Source organism: Micromonospora cremea (assembly GCF_900143515.1).
Taxonomy (GTDB): Bacteria; Actinomycetota; Actinomycetes; order Mycobacteriales; family Micromonosporaceae; genus Micromonospora; species Micromonospora cremea.
Window position 1 is genome coordinate 1514222 of record NZ_FSQT01000002.1, and the last position, 17368, is coordinate 1531589.

A 17368-nucleotide genomic window follows, 5' to 3' on the forward strand; every position below is an offset into this window, starting at 1 on the left:
GCGTTGATCAAGAGGTTTCGGTCATCGGAAGCCCGCTTCCTGACGCAAACCTCTTGATCAACAAGGCTGGGCTCAGGCCCGTTCGGTTCTGGTGGCCGGATGACGGTCGGGTTCGGCGGGACGACGCGGCGTCGGCTGAGACAGCCCGGTGCTGAAACGGGTCGAATCCGCCGCCAGGTCCGGGTGCTCCACGTCGAGCGCCAGCGCCGCCGCCTCGTCCAACCCCAGCTCGGCGCCCTCTCCGTACGCGTCGTCGAAGGCCGCGTCACCCAGCACCCCGCGCAGCTCCGCCTGCTGATCGTCCCAGTAGCCGCCGTAGATACCCGGTGTGGATCGCATACTCGCCCGGGTGGCCTGCGCCGCCCCGAACAGCCGAACGGCGGTCAACCGGTCCCCACCGGCCGCACAGCGCACCGCGATGGCGTTCAGCGTGTCGCACGCCCGGCCGTGGTAGCCGTGGCCCATCCGGGAGCGCAGCGCCACCAGCAGGTGCTCGTGCGCTGCGATCACATCACCCCGGGCCAGCGCGACCATACCGAGCAGCATGTCCACCGAGCGCCGGCCCCGCTCCACCGGCCGGGCCGCCTCCACCGGACGGACCGCACCCAGCAGGTCCGCCGCCTCCTCCAGCGCGCCCCTGCGCCACAGCAGCTCAGCCAGGCTGAACACCGCGAACAGCGCCTCGCCGACCACGTCCTGACCGTGCGCCCAGTCGATGACCTCCCGGCACACCCGTTCGGCTTCGACGAACTGTCCCATGTCGACCAGCGGCGCGGCCCGACCGGCGAGCACCCGGGCCAGCAGCCCGGCGTCACCGGCCTGCCGCGCGGCCGCCTCCGCCCGCTGGGAGAAGCGCAGCTCCTCGGCGAACTCGCCGTCCGCACCGGCGTGCAGCGAGTGCATGTGGTACGCCGCCGCCAGCTCGGCCTCCGGGATCCGCTCGCCGGTTTCGGCGATCCGCCCGTACAGCCGGAACAGCCAGAGCCGCCCCTCCCGGGCCAGCCCACGCTCACGCCACCACTGGTCCAGCCCGCCGGCCAGGCGGAGGCCGGCTCGCGCGCTGCCGCCGGTGGTGCACCACCGCAGCGCGGCCCGAAGCTCCCCGGCCAGCGGGTCGAGGGCGTAGAGCGACAGTGTCACCGGCCGGCCGTCCGGGCCCAGGTGAGCCCGCTCCAGCGCGTGCGCCGACCAGGCCACGTGCCGGTCCCGGGCGGCCTGCTCCTCGCCCGCCTCAACCAGCCGCCGAGCCGCGTACGCCCGGATCGGATCGAGCATCCGGTACGTGCTGCCGGCGGCGCGCGGCTCGGCCAGCACCATCGACTTGTCCACCAGCACCGAGAGCGGATCCAACGGGTCGTCACCCAGCAGCCACTCCACCGTCGCCAGGTCCACCGGCCCGGCGAAGACGGCCAGCCAGCGCAGCAGCCGGGCGGCCCGCGGCCCCAACGTGCGGTACGACCAGGTGACGGTGGCCTGCATGGTCAGGTGCCGCTCGGTGGCCGAGCGCTGCACCGCCCTGCTCGCCGGCGTGGGCGGCGAGGCGCCGGCCGCCGCGGCCACCAGGTCCACGGTGTCCTGCTGGTTCCCCGACCAGCCCCGCTCCACCGGCGGCGGCTCCGGGTCCTCCCGGCCGGCGTCCAGCGTGCCGAGCACGTCGTCCAGCCGCTCGGCGAGCTGACCGACGGAGAGCACCCGCAACCGGGCGGCGGCCAGCTCGATGGCCAGCGGCAGCCCGTCCAGCCGCTGCACCACACGGCGCAGATCCGCAGACTCGGCCGGATCCGGTTGCCGCCCACCGCGCGCGGCCGCCGTACGGTCCAGCAGCAGCGCCACCGCGTCGCTCTCCGCGCCGTCCGCGCTCGGGTCGACCGAGAGCGGCGGGATCCGCCACACCACCTCGCCGGGCAGGCTGAACGACTCGCGGCTGGTGGCCAGCACCCGCACACCGCCCCCACCGGAGAGCAGGCGCGAGATGACTTCCGCGCAGGCGGCCGGCTGCGTGTCGCAGGTGTCCAGCACGACCAGCATCCGACGGCCGGCGGCGTACTCGACCAGAGTGTCCAGCATCGGCCGGCCCGGCTCGGGTCGCAGCCCGAGCACCGCGGCGATGGCGAACGCCACCAACCCCGGGTCGGTCACCGCGGCGATGTCGACGAACCAGACCCCGTCCGGGTACGCCTCCACCATTCCGCTGGCCAGCTCCACGGCGAGCCGGGTCTTGCCCGCGCCACCCGCCCCCAGCACGGTGACCAGCCGGTGCTCCTCCACCAGCCGGTCCAGCTCGGCCCGCTCGGCCTGCCGGCCGACGAACGAGGTCACCTGGGTCGGCAGGTTGTGCGCCACCGCGTCGGCGGTGCGGGGCCGGGGGAACTGCCGTTCCAACCCGGGCGCGACCAGCTGGAACAGTCGTTCCCGGTCGTCGAAGCCGCGCAGCCGGTGCAGGCCCAGGTCGAGCAGGGTGGCACCGGGTGGCAGCGGCTCCGCCCGGCGGGCGGTGGGCGCCGAACAGAGCACCTGCCCGCCGTGCGCGGCGGCGGCCACCCGGGCCGCCCGGTGCACCTCGGGGCTGGCGTACTCCCCGTCGCGCGGCTCGGCGTAGCCGGTGTGCAGGCCCATCCGGACCCGAGGCGCCGCTTCCGCGGTCGGCCAGTCATGGTTCGCCAGCGCGCGCTGGGCGGTCAGGCAGGCGGTCAACGCCGCCGCGGCGTCGTCGAAGGCCAGGAAGAACGAGTCGCCCTCGGTCAGCAGCTCCGCGCCACCGGTGCTGGCCAGCGTCCGGCGTAGCAGCCGCCGGTGCTCGGCGAGCACGGGGCGGTAGTCCGGGCCGAGCAGCTGGGCCAGCCGGGTCGAGCCCTCGATGTCGGTGAACACGAAGGTCACCCAACCGCTCGGGAGCTGGATCCGTGGCGACATGCGTGGAACCTCCGCCCGTGACGTCGGGTTCATGCTGCCTGAGTCCGAGCGGTCACGCATCGTGAGAACGGCCGGGCAGGTGCCGCCTCAAGGTGCCACTCGGACCCGTTCCCGGCAAGGGCAGCCGACCAAGCGGCTGCGAATTGGCCGGATCAGCAGCCGCAGGCACCGCCGCAGCAGCCGCCTCCGGTGGCGGCCGCGGCCCCGCCGCCCGCGCCCCGGCCGGTGACCGCGATCGCGGAGAGCAGCTTGACCGTGTCGGCGTGTCCCTGTGGGCAGGTGGCGGGCGCGCCGGCCGCCGCCATTGGACGGTTGACCTCGAACGTGTCGCCGCAGGCGCGGCAGCGGAACTCGTACCTGGGCATGCAACCAGGGTACGGGGACCTGACGTCCAACGGCGCATGGGTGATACTCGACGGGTGGTGGACGGCGAGGACAAAACGCGTGTGCAACCGTTGCGACCGGCCGCGCCGCTGGACGGGCCGCTCGAAGGATCGGGGGCCGCGCCGGATTCGGTGCCACGGGCCGTGCCCCGCCCCCGCCGGCCCTGGCTGAGCGGCAAGGCCACCGGTGCGCCCAACCCACCGACGGAGACGGCGTCCGCGCCCTCGACCGCCCCCGACCCTGCGGCCGCCAGCCCGGCCGGGGCCCCGGCAGCCGCGACCCCCGCCGGGACCCCGAAGGCCGACGCCCCTGCCGCAGGCACGAGAGCCGACGCACCCGCTGGCGACTCGACCGCGCCGAGCCCGGCCACCGGATCGGACGCCGCGACCACGCCGGGCGGGCCGGATGTCGGGACGCGGGCTGGCGATGCGAAGCCGGCGCCTGTGGCCGATGCCGCCGCGGCTGGCCAGGCGGCTAGCACTGTGGACGGCACTGCCAGCGCCCCGAAGTCCGACCCCGGCCGACGACGGCGGATCCCGTTCGCGCACGCGCTCCGCCTGCCGCCACGCCAGGCGGCGGTGACCGCGGCCCGGGCGACCCGCGCCTGGGCCCGGCGCCCCAGCGGTCGACTCACCCTGCCCGGGGTCTTCCTGCTCGCCCTGGTGGCCGCGACCGCCGCGGCGGGCGCGCTGCTCGTCCCGGCTGCCATCCGCGCGCCCCGGCCGGTCGCGGTCGACGCCTCCGTCACGCCGACCGCGGCCGTTCCGCCTCCGGTGCTGCCGTCCGGAGTGCCCACCGGCCCGCTGCCGACCGGGCCCCTTCCCACCGGCGGCCTGCCGACCGGGCCGGCCGGCGGGCCGGTGATCGGCGGACGGCCCTCGGACGCCCTGGCCGGCTGGGCGCAGCAGGTCGGCGCCAAGGTCGGTGTCCCACCGACCGCGATGCAGGCGTACGGCTACGCCGAACTGGTGCTCGCCCAGACCAACCGCAGTTGCGCGCTGAGCTGGACCACGCTGGCCGCGATCGGCCAGGTCGAGTCCGGGCACGGCGCGGCCAACGGCGCCCGGTTGGGGCAGGACGGCAAGGCGCTGCCGCAGATCATCGGCCTGCCGCTGGACGGGCGGGACGGCCGGATGCGGATCATCGACACCGACCGCGGCCTGCTGGACCAGGACACCTCGTTCGACCGCGCGATCGGGCCGATGCAGTTCATCCCGACCACCTGGCAGGAGATCGGCGCCGACGCGGACAACGACGGCGTCAAGGACCCGCACGATCTGGACGACGCCGCCCTGGCGGCGGGAAACTACCTGTGCAAGAACAGCCGCAATCTGAGCATTCCGGGCGACTGGTGGAACGCGATCCTGTCGTACAACGACGTGCGGCGGTACGCCCAGGACATCTACGACACCGCGAACCGGTACGGACGGGCCAGCCACACGTGAAGTGATCGTCCGCATACATTGGAGAACTGGACACTTCCCCCGGGCAGCTGTTAGCGGCAAGCTAGACGGGTGATGGTGCGCGAGTGGGACCCCAGGACCGCGTCGTCCGCCGAGATCGCGTCGCTGCTGGACACGCTGAACGCGGTTCTGGCGGTCGATCTGCCGCAGGACCCGCAGTGGCGGGAGGACTCCCTGCGGGAGTATCTCGCCGAGGTGATGCCCGGCGAGCGGCGGATCTCCTGGATCGCCCAGGCGGAGCCGACCGGCCCCGGCGACCCGGGCGCGGTGCTCGGGCAGGTCCATGTGCTGCTCCTGGGCGACATCGGCGTGCTCGAGGTGCTGGTGCACCCGTCCGCGCGGCGCACCGGGCTCGGCCGTGACCTGGTGCTGCGCGCCGCCCGCCGGGTCTACCAGGAGGGCTTCCGGTCGATCGGGGTCGAGGTGGTCGGCGACACGCCGGCGGTGGGCTTCTACGAGTCGCTCGGCTTCACCCGGGAGTACGTGGAGACGCGCAGCGTGCTCGACCTCGCCACGGTGGACTGGACCGAGCTGGCCGGGATGGCCACGGGCATCGGGGCGGGCTACCACCTGGAGTTCTTCCCCGGCGGGCCGCCGGACGACCTGATCGAGGCGTACGCGCGGGCCAAGGCGGAGGTGCGCGACGTCGACGACGGCGAGCTGCGCCCCAGCTCCTACGACCCGCAGCGGCTGCGCGACAGCCTGGACACCCTCCACCGGCGGGGCATGAAGCCGTACATCGTGCTGGCTCGGCACGAGCAGAGCGGCGAGGTGGCCGGCCTGACCGAGGTGGTGGTGCCGGCACAGCACCCGACCCGAGCCGACCAGTACGACACGATCGTGGCGCAGGACCACCGGGGCTACGGCATCGATCGGGCGATCAAGGCCCGGATGCTGCTGGAGCTGCGCTCCGCCGAGCCGGCGCTGGCCGAAGTGCAGACCTGGAACGCCCAGGCCAACGAGGCGATGCTTAAGGTCAACGCGGAGCTGGGTTACCGGCCCGACCGGGACTGGTGCGAATACAGCGTCGACATCGCCGAGCTGGTGCACCGCATCGATTCGCCACGCTGAGGGAATTCACGAAACTGTCCAATGGGGGATGGACGGTGGACAGCCGGGCACCTTAACGTGCGTTGACTCCCATCCACCCATCGTGGAGGCCCTATGCGCCCGCGCCGCACAATCGCCGCGCTCGCGACAGCAACCGTCGCCGTGACCGTCACGGCCCTCGGCGTCGCACCCACCGCGGCCAGCGCCGCGCCCACCGACCTGTTCATCTCGGAGTACGTCGAAGGTTCGTCGAACAACAAGGCGATCGAGCTGTTCAACGGCACCGGTGGCGCCGTCGACCTCAGCGCCGGCGGCTACCAGCTCCAACTCTTCTTCAACGGCTCCGGCACGGCGACCACCATCGCGCTGACCGGGACGGTGGCCGCCGGCGACGCGTTCGTGTTCGCCAGCGCCTCGGCCGGGTCCGCCATCCTCGCCCAGGCCGACCAGACGACCGGGGCGAGCCTGTTCAACGGCGACGACGCGATCGTGCTGCGCCGGGGCACCACCGTGCTCGACTCGATCGGCCAGGTGGGCGTCGACCCTGGCACCGAGTGGGGCACCGGCGCCACCAGCACCGCCGACAACACCCTGCGCCGGCTGCCCGCCGTGGCCGCCGGCGACACCGACCCGTCGGACGCGTTCGATCCCGCCGCACAGTGGGCCGGCTTCCCGGTCGACACCTTCGACGGGCTCGGCACGCACACCGTGGACGGCGGTGGCCCGGTCGACGCGCCGGCCACGCTGGCCTGCGGCGGGCCGCTGGTCACCGCCGCTGGCACGGCGGCGACCCGCGAGGTCACCGCCACCGACCCGGACGACACGATCGTCGATCTGGCGGTGACCGCGGTCAGCCCGGCCCCGGCGACCGGCTCGATCACCCGCACCGCGCTCACCCCGGCCGGAGGGGTGGGTGGCACCGCTCGCGCCACGGTCGGTGCGAGCGCCGACCTCGCCGCCGGGGCGTACACCGTCACGGTCACCGCGACCGACGCGGGCGGCGGCACCGCCAGCTGCGCGCTGGTCGTGCAGGTGACGCGGGAGCTGACCGTCGGCGAGGTGCAGGGCCCGACCACCGACGCCGAGTCCGGCCCGGCCGACCGGTCGCCGCTCGCACCGGCGAGCGGCAACGGCACGAGCAGCACGCTGTACGACGTACGCGGCGTGATCACCCAGTTGACCCTGGCCCGCACCTCGGCCGGGGCGGAGCAGCACGGGTTCTTCCTCCAGAGCCGCACCGGCGACACCGACGGCGACCCGAGCAGTTCCGACGGCATCTTCGTGTTCATGGGCACGTTCACCTCGCTGATCGGCGGTTACGTGCCGACGGTCGGCGACGAGGTGGTGCTCCGGGCCCGGGTGTCGGAGTACTTCAACCTCACTCAGCTCTCCGGCGCCTCGCTGGTCCGCCGGATCGCCACCGGCCTGGACGTGGCCACCGCGGTCGCGGTGACGGACGCGGCCCCGCCGGCCGAGCTGATCGACGCGCAGCGCTTCTGGGAGCGGCACGAGGGCGCCCGGCTGCGGGTGCGCGCGGGCAGCGGCGCGGTGAGTGGCCGGGACGTCTTCTCCTCCACGGCCGACGCGGAGCTGTGGGTGGTCGACCGGGACGACCCGCTGCTGGACCGCGCCGACCCGTACGCCCGGCGGGTGTTCCGGGACTCCCACCCGCTGGACAACGACCCGACCCGCCGCTTCGACGACGGCAACGGCCAGCGGGTGCTGCTCGGCAGCATGGGCGTGAAGGGCACCGCCGGGGACAGCGCCGCGCTGCTCCCGCCGGCGCACACCTTCGACACGCTGCGCGCCGACGCGGTGGGTGGGGTCTACTACTCGTTCGAGAAGTACGGCGTCCAGGTCGAGCGGGCGGAGTTCGACGCCGGGGCCGACCCGTCGAAGAACAACCCGCCGAAGCCGGCCGACCGGTCCCAGGAGGTGGCGGTCGCCACCTACAACGTGGAGAACCTGTACGACCACCGGGACGACCCGTTCGACGGGTGCGACTTCGCCGGCAACGCCGGCTGCCCGGGCGTCGACCCGCCGTTCGACTACGTGCCGAGCAGTGAGGCGGACTACCGCGAGCAGCTGAGCGCGCTCGCCGACCAGATCGTCAAGGACCTGCACGCGCCGGACCTGATCCTGGTGCAGGAGGCCGAGGACCAGGACATCTGCACGGTGTCCGGGGCGGCGCTGGCCTGCGGCGACACGGACAACGCGGACGGCGCCCCGGACACCATCCAGGAGCTGGCGCTCGCGGTGGCGGCGGCCGGCGGTCCCGCGTACGCCGCCGCCTACGACCGGACCGGCGCGGACGCCCGCGGCATCACCGCCGCGTTCCTGTACCGCACCGACCGGTTGTCGCTGGCCGCCGCGACGGCGACCGACCCGCTGCTGGGTTCGGCACCGACCATCCAGTACCGTGCCCCGGGGCTGCCGGCCAACGCCGACGTGCAGAACCCGAAGGCGCTCAACGCGGTCCTGCCGTCCGACGTGGACACCTCGACGGGCCGGGACGGGAACAACGTCTTCACCCGGGCTCCCCAGCTGGGCAGGTTCAGCGTGGCCGCGACGCCCGGCTCGACCGAGCGGTTCACCCTGTACGCGCTCAGCAACCACTACTCGTCGGGCCCGGACAGCCGGATCGGGCAGCGTCGGGAGCAGGCGGCGTACGGCGCGGCGATCGTCACCGCGATCGAGGGGGCCGACCAGAACGCCCGGGTGGTGTACGGCGGGGACTTGAACGTCTTCCCCCGCCCGGACGATCCGATCGCCACCGGCGACCGGCCCACCCCGTCGGACCAGCTCGCACCGCTGTATGAGGCGGGCCTGCACAACCTGTGGGACAACCTGGTGGCCGACGTCCCCGCCTCCGCCTACTCGTACAGCTTCGAGGGGCAGGCGCAGACGCTCGACCACCTGTTCGTCAACGACGCGCTCTACGGCGACCTGGTGCAGGTGCGGGCGGCGCACATCAACGCCGACTGGCCTGCGGAGTTCAGCGGCGACGGGTCGCGGGGCTCCAGCGACCACGACCCGCAGGTGGCCCGGTTCCGGTCCCGGGCGTCGCTCACCGTCGCCGACGCGACGGTGGTCGAGGGCGACAAGGGCACGCGGCAGCTCACCTTCACTGCCACCGTGTCCCGGCCGCTGTCCCAGCCGGTGCTGCTCTGCGCCGCCACCCTCGGCGGCACGGCGCAGGCCGGCTCGGACTTCGACCCGTACGCCGGCTGCCGCACCCTGGCCGCCGGGCAGACCTCAGTGGCCTTTCCGGTGACCGTGCGCGGCGACCGGAAGCGGGAGGCGGACGAGAAGCTGACGCTGGTGGTGGCCGGCGTGCCCGGCCTTCGGCTGGCCGACCCGCTCGCGACGGGCACCATCACGAACGACGACTGATCCTCCGGGCACCGTGTCAGCGGCCCGTCTTCCAGGTGCACGTCTGGACGGCGGGCCGCTGTCGTTGCCGCTGGCGCCGTCGCTGGCGTCAGTAGTAGTCGTGAACGATCGGCGGGGGTGGCAGGTGGCGGTGTTGTGCGACCCGTACCTCCCACTGGCTACGCCGTCGCCGCGCCTCCCGGTCCGCCGAGCTCCGGTGATAGGTCTCGGGCGGTCGGGCCAGCCCGTAGATGTCCCCCCACCACTCCCCCGGCTCGGGGTCGAGAATGGTGTCCAGGTGTGAGGGCTAGCGACGGCCAGCACCGTCGTGGACATCCTCCCGGTCGGCCATCGGCTGGACCAGCCGACCGTTCTGGTCGACCACGGTCAGATAGAGCCCGGCCGCTCCGAGCAGGCGCTCTAGCACGGCCATGCTGGGGGTCAGGCTGCCCGCTTCGACCCGTCCCACGGTCGAGGGCGAGACCTTGGCGAAGCGGGCCATCTGGTGCTGGCTCAGCCGGACGATCCGACGTGCTCGTCGAACGAGACCAGCAATGGGAAACCGACCGACGGTGGGACCGGGGGGAGGAGGATCGAGCGCCGACGCCATTCGACCAGCATCCCCGTAGCGTCGGCCAGGCTCAATCCCTGTGGATAAGCCTGTGGATACCCGATGTGGGCGAGGGGGCGGGGGCGTAGTTGACGCCCTTTGCGAAGGGGTATCGGGTCTGCCCGAGTGGTGGGGCTGCAAGCGGCTACCGCCGCCCCCGGGGCCCGACTGTGAGGCCTGCTACGGGCCGCTCAGTAGCGCTGGCGGAGCAGGCCGGCGGCCTCGACAGCCCAGTAGGTGAGGATGATCTGCGCGCCGGCCCGCTTGATCGAGGTGAGCGTCTCCAGCATCACCCGCTCCCGGTCGATCCAGCCGTTCGCGGCGGCCGCCTCGACCATCGCGTACTCACCGGAGACCTGGTAGGCGGCGACCGGGACATCCACCGCGGCCCGCACCGCCGACACCACGTCGAGGTAGGGCAGCGCCGGCTTGACCATCACCATGTCGGCACCCTCGGCGACATCCAGCGCCACCTCGCGCAGCGACTCGCGCAGGTTGCCCGGGTCCTGCTGGTAGGTGCGCCGGTCACCCTCCAGCGCCGACTCCACGGCCTCCCGGAAGGGCCCGTAGAAGGCCGAGGCGTACTTCACGGCGTACGCCAGCACCGCCACGTCGGTGTGCCCGGCCGCGTCGAGAGCCCGGCGTACCACGCCGACCTGGCCGTCCATCATCCCGGACGGCCCGACCACGTCGACCCCGGCGGCGGCCTGGGCCACCGCCATCTCGGCGTACGCGTCCAGGGTAGCGTCGTTGTCCACGTCGCCGCCGGGGGTGAGCAGCCCACAGTGCCCGTGCGAGGTGAACTCGTCCAGGCACAGGTCGCTCATCACCACCGTGGCGTCGCCCACCTCGGCCACCACGTCCCGGATGGCGACGTTCAGGATGCCGTTCGGGTCGATGCCACCGGACCCGGTCGGGTCCCGATGCTCCGGCACACCGAAGAGCATGATCCCGCCGACACCGGCCTGGACCGCCTCGACCGCCGCCTTGCGCAGCGAGTCCCGGGAGTGCTGGAGCACCCCCGGGAGCGACGCGATGGCCCGAGGCTCGGTCAGCCCCTCCTTGACGAACATCGGCACGACCAGCTCGGCCGGGTCGACCCGCGTCTCGGAGACCAGCCGGCGGATCGCCGGGGTGCGGCGGAGCCGGCGGGGCCGGATCTCGGGGTACGACATGGAGCCCCTCCTCGGACGACTACCGGAAGCGCAGGGCGGTCGGCCCCTGCACCTTCGAGCCGCGACGCTGCTTCGCCGGCATGGCGGCGAGCTTCTCGCGCAGCTCGACGGCGTAGGCGGCGAGCGCCTCCACCAGGTCGGGCACCGAGGCGTGCGGCGGCTGGACGTCGACCCGCAGCCCGAACTCCGTCGCGGTCTCCGCCGTCTTGGGCCCAATGACGGCAACAACGGTACGCGCGTGCGGCTTCCCCGCGATGCCGACCAGGTTCCGCACGGTGGAGGACGAGGTGAAGAGCACCGCGTCGAACCCGCCCGACTTGATCGCGTCCCGGATCTCGGCCGGCGGCGGCGCGGCCCGGACCGTCCGGTACGCGGTCACGTCGTCGACCTCCCAGCCGCGCTCGGTGAGCCCGGCGGCGAGCGTCTCGGTGGCGATGTCGGCGCGCGGCAGCAGCACCCGGCCCACCGGGTCGAGGATCTCGTCGTGTGGCGAGAACTCGGCCAGCAGCCCCTCGGAGGACTGCTCCCCGGCGGGGATCAGCTCCGGCTGGATGCCGAACGCGCGAACCGCGTCCGCCGTCGCCTCACCGATGCAAGCGATCTTGACGCCGCCGAAGTGCCGGGCGTCCAGCCCGTGCTCGGCGAACTTCTCCCAGACCGCGCGGACCGCGTTCACCGAGGTGAAGATGACCCAGGCGTAGCGGCCGTCGACCAGGCCCTTGACCGCCCGCTCCATCTGCGCCGGGGTACGCGGCGGCTCGACCGCGATGGTCGGCACCTCGCACGGGATGGCCCCGTACGCGCGCAGCCGGGCGCTCATCGCGCCGGCCTGCTCCTTGGTCCGCGGTACCAGCACCTTCCAGCCGTACAGCGGGCGGTTCTCCCACCAGCTCAGCTTGTCCCGCTGGCCCACGCCGGCGCCGACGGTGAGCACCACCCGGCCGGTGAAGCCGAGCGCCGCGGCCACGAAGCTGTCGACGGTCGACGTGGTCGTGTACTGGGTCTCGCCGGTGCCGTCGCCGGTCACCCCGACGCCGGTGGTGCCGTCGACCCCGGCGGCCAGCAGCCCGTCGCGGACGGCGGCGAGGTCACCGGCGTCCACGGCGACGGCGAACGAGCCCCGGCCGACGGCGGCGGCCAGCGCCTCGAAGTCCAGCGCGCTGACGTCCTCGACGTCGGCGGCGGTACGCACGCCCGGCAACGGGACCCCCGCGTAGGTGGCCACGCCCTCGGCCTGACCGACCCCGGGCACCACCTCGAAGTGAGCGGCGGTACGGGCCACCGCCTGCACCTCCTTGACCACCGAGTCGTGGCCGAACGGGTCGCCGGCGACCAGGTGCACCGCGTTCAGCCCGGACCGGGCCGCGGAGATCAGCACCTTCGCCACGTCCCCCGGCGCGCCCTCGGCGGGGGTGAACTCGGCGTCGTCCCTGGCCTCGGCGCGTACGACGGCGAGCAACGACTCCGGGACTCCCCGGTCGTAGATCACCTGGTCGGCGTCGACCAGGGCGTCGTGCGCCCGACGGGTCAGCAGGCCCGGGTCGCCGGGGCCAGCCCCGACGAACGCGATACGGCCGACGGGCTTACGGGTGCGGGTCATTCTGTGCTCCCAAATTGCTGGGTCCCCGAGCCGGTGTGTCCTTCGTGGCCGAGGATCGAGTCGGCGCCGAGGTCGAGGAGTTCGGCGGCGAGTGCCTTACCGATCTCCGCCGCGTCGGCGGGCGTTCCGGTGCGGGACAGCCGGAGGTCACGAGTGCCGTCCGGGCTGATCACCGCCCCGCGCAGGTAGATCTCATCGCCGGCGTCACCTTCGGCGAGTTCCGCATAGGCGGCGACGGGTGCGCTGCACCCGGCCTCCAGGGTGGCCAGCAACGCGCGCTCCGCGGTGACGGCGGCGTGCGACGGTGCGTGGTCGAGCACCGCGAGCAGCTCGACCAGGTCCTGGTCGTCGACCCGGCACTCCACGGCCAGCGCACCCTGGGCGGGCGCGGGCAGCATCAGCATCGGGTCCAGCGTCTCGGTGATCACGTCGGCCCGGCCGAGTCGGGCCAGCCCGGCCCGGGCCAGCACGACGGCGTCGAGGTCGGCCTCGGGGCCGAGCACCCGCGCCAGGCGGGTGTCCACGTTGCCCCGGATCGGGGTGACCTCCAACTGCAGGCCGAGCGCGTGCAGCTGGGCGATCCGGCGCAGCGCGCCGGTGCCCACGGTGGCCCCGGGCGGCAGCTCGGTGAGCGTCCGGGCGTCCCGGGCGATCAACGCGTCGCGTGGGTCCTGCCGGGCCGGTACCGCCGCGATGTGCAGCCCGCCGGCGGCGGCCGTGGGGAGATCCTTGTAGGAGTGCACCGCGAAGTCGATGGTCCGGGCGGCCAGCGCGTCGCGCAGCGCGGAGACGAACACCCCGACGCCGAGCCGGTGCACCGGCGCGCTGGAGCGGTCGCCGGCGGTGATCACCTCGACCAGCTCGACCGGGCGGCCGGTGGCGGCGGTCAACGCCTCGGCGACCTGGCCGGACTGGGCCATCGCCAGGGCGCTGCCCCGGGTGCCGAGGCGTAGGGGGGCGGTCATCGCGCACCTCCGGTGGGCGGGGTCGGGTCGGTGGCGTCCGCGCCGAGCACCGGGTCGGTGCCGGTGAACGCCGCCCCGAGGTCGGAGGCCACCACGTCGGGGACGGTGTCCACCGGCGAGGTCTGCGGCACCTGGAGGTCGAACAGCTCGCGCAGCAGGGCCGCGTACTGGTCGCCGCCAGGCTCCGCGGCCAGCTGGCGGACCTTGACGGTGGGCTGGTGCAGCAGCCGCTGCACCACGCGGTGCACCGTGCGGGCCACCTCGGCCCGCAGGTCGTCACCGAGGTCGGGTCGGCGTTGGGCCAGCCGGCGCAGCTCGGCGGTGACCACGTCGTCGGCCCGGCCGCGCAGCGCGGCCACGGTGGGCGCCACATCGGCGCCGCGCAGCCAGGAGAGGAAGCTCTCCACCTCGCCGAGCACGATCCGCTCGACGGCGGCGGCGTCCGCGGCGGCCGGACCGTCGGCGAGCAGCGCCGCCATCCGGTCGATGTCGATCACCTCGACGCCGGGAAGGTCGGCGACGCCCTCCTCGACGTCGCGCGGGACGGCGAGGTCGAGCAGGACCAGCGGGCCCCGGACCGGGTCCCGCTCGGCCAGCGCCGCGCCGACCACCGCTCGGGTGAGGACCGGTTCGGTGGAGGCGGTGGCGGCCACTACGATGTCCACTGTGGAGAGCGTGTCGGCCAGCTCGGCCATCGGCACGGCGCCCGCCCCGTACGACTCGGCGAGCCGCACGGCCCGGTCGGCGCCCCGGTTGGTGACGGTGAGCGGCCCGGCACCCAGCCGCGACAGCGTGGCCACCCCGAGCGAGCCCATCGCGCCAGCCCCGACGACCAGGGCCGGGCGGCCGGCGAGGTCACCGTCGAGGTGCCCGGCGGCCAGCTCCAGCGCGGCGGTGACCACGCTCTGGCCGGCCCGGTCGATGCCGGTCTCGGCGTGGGCCCGCTTGCCGACCCGCAGCGCCTGCTGCATCAGCTCGTGCAGCAGGCGGCCGGCCGAGTCCGCGCCGGTGGCCCAGTGGTACGCGTCGCGCAGCTGCCCAAGGATCTGCGCCTCGCCGACCACCATCGAGTTCAGCCCGGTGGCGACCCGGAAGACGTGGTCCACGGCGGCGGCGTCGTAGTGCACGTACAAGTGGCTGGCGAGCGCCGCCGGCGAGCTGCCGGCCTGCTCGGCCAGGACGGCGCAGATGTCGCCGAGCCCGCCGTGGAAACCGGACACGGCGGCGTAGACCTCCACCCGGTTGCAGGTGGAGACGATCACCGCCTCGGCCACGTACGGCTGGGCGACCAGGCGGTCCAGGGTGCGGGTGAGGTCGGCGGGAGGCACGGCCAGCTGCTCCAGCGTGGCGACTGGGGCGGTCCGGTAGGACGCGCCGACGACGAGCAGTTTCACGTGCCGATCGCCTCCTGGGTGTCGGTGGCCGCGAGTCCACCCGGCAGGGCGGTGAGAGCGGACCCGCCGGTGGCGGGAAGCGCGGTCAGTGACGCCTTGCGGTGCTCGTGGAAGGACAGAATCTGCAGCTCGATGGCGAGGTCGACCTTGCGCACGTCGACCCCCTCCGGAACCGAGAGTACGCACGGCGCGAAGTTGAGGATGCTCGTCACGCCGACCGCGACCAGCTGGTCGGCGACCCGTTGGGCGGCGGCGGCCGGGGTGGCGATCACGCCGATCGCGATGCACTCCTCCACGGCGACCGCCGGCAGCTCGTCGACATGCCGGACCACCAGGCCGTTGATCTCTTCGCCGACCCGGGAGGGATCGGCGTCGAGCAGTGCGGCGATCCGGAAGCCCCGGCTGGCGAAGCCGTCGTAACCGGCCAGGGCGTGACCGAGATTACCCACGCCGACCAGGGCGACCGCCCTGCGCTGGGTGAGCCCGAGCACGTACTCGATCTGCTCGATCAGCAGCGCGACGTCGTAGCCGACGCCCCGGGTGCCGTACGAGCCGAGGTGGGAGAGGTCCTTGCGGAGCTTGGCGGAGTTGACCCCGGCGGCGGCGGACAGACCCTCGCTGGAGACCGTCTCGTGGCCGGCGTCGGCGAGGTTGTGCAGCGCACGCAGGTACTCCGGGAGCCGCGCGACGGTGGCCTCGGGCAGGTCCGGGAGCGCCGGTACGGCACCGGCGCGGCCGGGCGCGCCTGGGTGACGATGCTGACTCATGAGACTCCGTGCGGTGCGATCCTCGGCCAACTCCGCTGGTCGGCCGCTTAGGGACTCCCGCTGGCGACCGAGATTGCCGGCTGTGCTAGCGGGGCGCGTCGGAACTAGAGAGTAGGCGCTTGTGAAGACGTGCACAAATCGCGATCTTGTCGCTGCGCGGCGCGACCCCACCAGCACCTCCATTCCGCAAGATCGATCCAGCGGCATCCGCCCGCACCGCCCGGATAATTATTGCTCAATCCCGACTTCTCTGACCAATCCCGCGCCCATGCCGCACAGACGTGCCGGGACGGGTAGGGACAGCACTACGAGGGAGAGGCGGGGCTTCGGGATGGGGTGGCGGACCCGGGCTGCCTAGCCTTTGGGCATGACCGCCGTTGCCGCCACCAGCGACCAGCCGACGCTGGCACCGAGCATCCCCCGCCAGCTCTTCGTCGACTCCGGGTACGTGCTGCTCGGCCTACCCCTGGCCCTGACCAGCTTCATCGTCCTCGTCGTGGGCCTCGCGGTCGGCGTTGGGCTGGTGGTCACGGTGATCGGCCTGCCGATCATCAGCGGCACCCTGTACGCCGCCCGTGGGCTGGCCGACATCGAGCGGCTGCGGCTGCCCGCGGTGCTCCGGCAGCCCCGGATCCGGCCGCACTACCGGCTGCCGGAGGCGGGAGCGAACGCCTGGCGGCGGATCTTCGTGCCGATGCGGGACGCCCAGTCATGGCTCGACGTGGCACACGGCGTCCTGCGTCTGATCGTGTCCGTGATCACGTTCGTGGTGGCGATGGCCTGGTGGGCCGCCGCGGTCACCGGCTCGCTCTACTGGGCGTACGACTGGACGCTGCCGCGCGGCGAGGGCGACAGCGACCTCGCCCAGCTGCTCGGCCTGGGCGACTCGACCACCGCGCGGATCGGGCTGAACACCGCGATCGGAGTGTTCTTCCTGATCACCCTGCCGATCGTGGTCCGAGGCTGCGCGCTGCTGCAGGCCAGCTTCGCCCGGGCCATGCTGACCGGGGTGGCCGAGATGCGGGACCGGATCACCGTGCTGGAGGAGCAGAAGCGCGCCGCCGTCTCCGCCGAGGCGTCCGCGCTGCGCCGGCTGGAACGCGACATTCACGACGGCCCCCAGCAGCGCCTGGTCCGGCTGGCGATGGACCTCAGCCGGGCCCGGCAGCAGCTCGCCACCGACCCGGAGGCGGCCGGCCGGACCATCGACGAGGCGGTCACCCAGACCCGGGACACGTTGGCCGAGCTGCGCGCCTTGTCCCGAGGCATCGCCCCACCGGTCCTGGTCGACCGGGGCCTGCCCAGCGCCCTGGCCGCGCTCGCCGGCCGCGGGCTGATCCCGATCGAGCTCCAGGTGGACCCACAGCTCGGCACGCCGGGCGGAAGACTCGACCCGGCGGTGGAGAACACCGCGTACTTCATGGTGGCCGAGGCGTTGACCAACGTCGCCAAGCACAGCCGGGCCACCGAAGCCACCGTCGCCCTGGCCCGACAGGGCACCCATCTCCTGGTGCGGGTGGGCGACGACGGGCAGGGCGGCGCGCACCTGGCCAAGGGGCACGGGCTGGTCGGCATCGCCGACCGGGTGCGGGCCGCCGGCGGCGAACTGGCCGTCGTCAGCCCGGTCGGCGGGCCCACCGAGATCCGCGCGGAGCTTCCGCTGTGAGCCGGCGAA

The 17368-nt window shown here is 73.7% G+C and carries 12 protein-coding genes; 4 read left to right on the top strand and 8 right to left on the bottom strand.

The annotated features are described in order from the left end of the window. Window positions 1-72 precede the first annotated feature (72 nt). A complete protein-coding gene (locus BUS84_RS20400) occupies window positions 73-2913 on the bottom strand; it encodes an ATP-binding protein (protein ID WP_084757537.1) in 2841 nt (946 codons plus the stop codon). A 152-nt stretch (window positions 2914-3065) separates the two neighbouring features. Then, window positions 3066-3278, bottom strand: coding sequence for an FmdB family zinc ribbon protein (locus BUS84_RS20405; RefSeq protein ID WP_074314779.1), 213 nt, complete (start codon window positions 3276-3278; stop codon window positions 3066-3068). 54 nt (window positions 3279-3332) lie between these two features. Between BUS84_RS20405 and BUS84_RS20410 the strand changes: the two genes are divergently transcribed. The 3 genes from BUS84_RS20410 (at window position 3333) to BUS84_RS20420 (ending at window position 9203) form a co-directional block, all read left to right on the top strand. Beyond that, a complete protein-coding gene (locus BUS84_RS20410; RefSeq protein ID WP_074314781.1) occupies window positions 3333-4742 on the top strand; it encodes a lytic transglycosylase domain-containing protein in 1410 nt (469 codons plus the stop codon). Between the two features lie 72 nt (window positions 4743-4814). Continuing rightward, a complete protein-coding gene (locus BUS84_RS20415) occupies window positions 4815-5831 on the top strand; it encodes a GNAT family N-acetyltransferase (protein WP_074314783.1) in 1017 nt (338 codons plus the stop codon). Between the two features lie 93 nt (window positions 5832-5924). After that, window positions 5925-9203: a lamin tail domain-containing protein gene (locus BUS84_RS20420; protein ID WP_074314785.1), complete on the top strand. Its 3279-nt coding sequence runs from the start codon at window positions 5925-5927 to the stop codon at window positions 9201-9203. A 286-nt stretch (window positions 9204-9489) separates the two neighbouring features. Here the strand turns inward: BUS84_RS20420 and BUS84_RS40715 are convergent, their stop codons facing one another. From BUS84_RS40715 to BUS84_RS20450, 6 genes are all read right to left on the bottom strand, one after another. Further along, window positions 9490-9792, bottom strand: a complete 303-nt coding sequence (locus BUS84_RS40715; protein ID WP_280175145.1) for a helix-turn-helix domain-containing protein — start codon at window positions 9790-9792, stop codon at window positions 9490-9492. 191 nt (window positions 9793-9983) lie between these two features. Further along, entirely contained in the window at window positions 9984-10967 is a 984-nt protein-coding gene (gene hemB / locus BUS84_RS20430; RefSeq protein ID WP_074314787.1) for a porphobilinogen synthase, read from the bottom strand. Between the two features lie 19 nt (window positions 10968-10986). Beyond that, window positions 10987-12567 (bottom strand): bifunctional uroporphyrinogen-III C-methyltransferase/uroporphyrinogen-III synthase, encoded by a 1581-nt coding sequence (locus tag BUS84_RS20435; RefSeq protein WP_074314789.1) that lies wholly within the window; start codon window positions 12565-12567, stop codon window positions 10987-10989. Further along, window positions 12564-13532, bottom strand: a complete 969-nt coding sequence (hemC, locus tag BUS84_RS20440; RefSeq protein WP_074314791.1) for a hydroxymethylbilane synthase — start codon at window positions 13530-13532, stop codon at window positions 12564-12566. The genes BUS84_RS20435 and hemC overlap by 4 nt, the downstream gene beginning before the upstream one ends. Then, window positions 13529-14926 carry a glutamyl-tRNA reductase gene (locus tag BUS84_RS20445; protein WP_074314793.1) on the bottom strand — a complete coding sequence of 466 codons (1398 nt, stop codon included), beginning with the start codon at window positions 14924-14926 and terminating at the stop codon, window positions 13529-13531. The genes hemC and BUS84_RS20445 overlap by 4 nt, the downstream gene beginning before the upstream one ends. Beyond that, window positions 14923-15693, bottom strand: a complete 771-nt coding sequence (locus BUS84_RS20450) for a redox-sensing transcriptional repressor Rex (RefSeq protein WP_074314795.1) — start codon at window positions 15691-15693, stop codon at window positions 14923-14925. The genes BUS84_RS20445 and BUS84_RS20450 overlap by 4 nt, the downstream gene beginning before the upstream one ends. 367 nt (window positions 15694-16060) lie before the next feature. Between BUS84_RS20450 and BUS84_RS20455 the strand changes: the two genes are divergently transcribed. Beyond that, window positions 16061-17359, top strand: coding sequence for a sensor histidine kinase (locus BUS84_RS20455; protein WP_074314797.1), 1299 nt, complete (start codon window positions 16061-16063; stop codon window positions 17357-17359). Window positions 17360-17368: the final 9 nt, after the last annotated feature.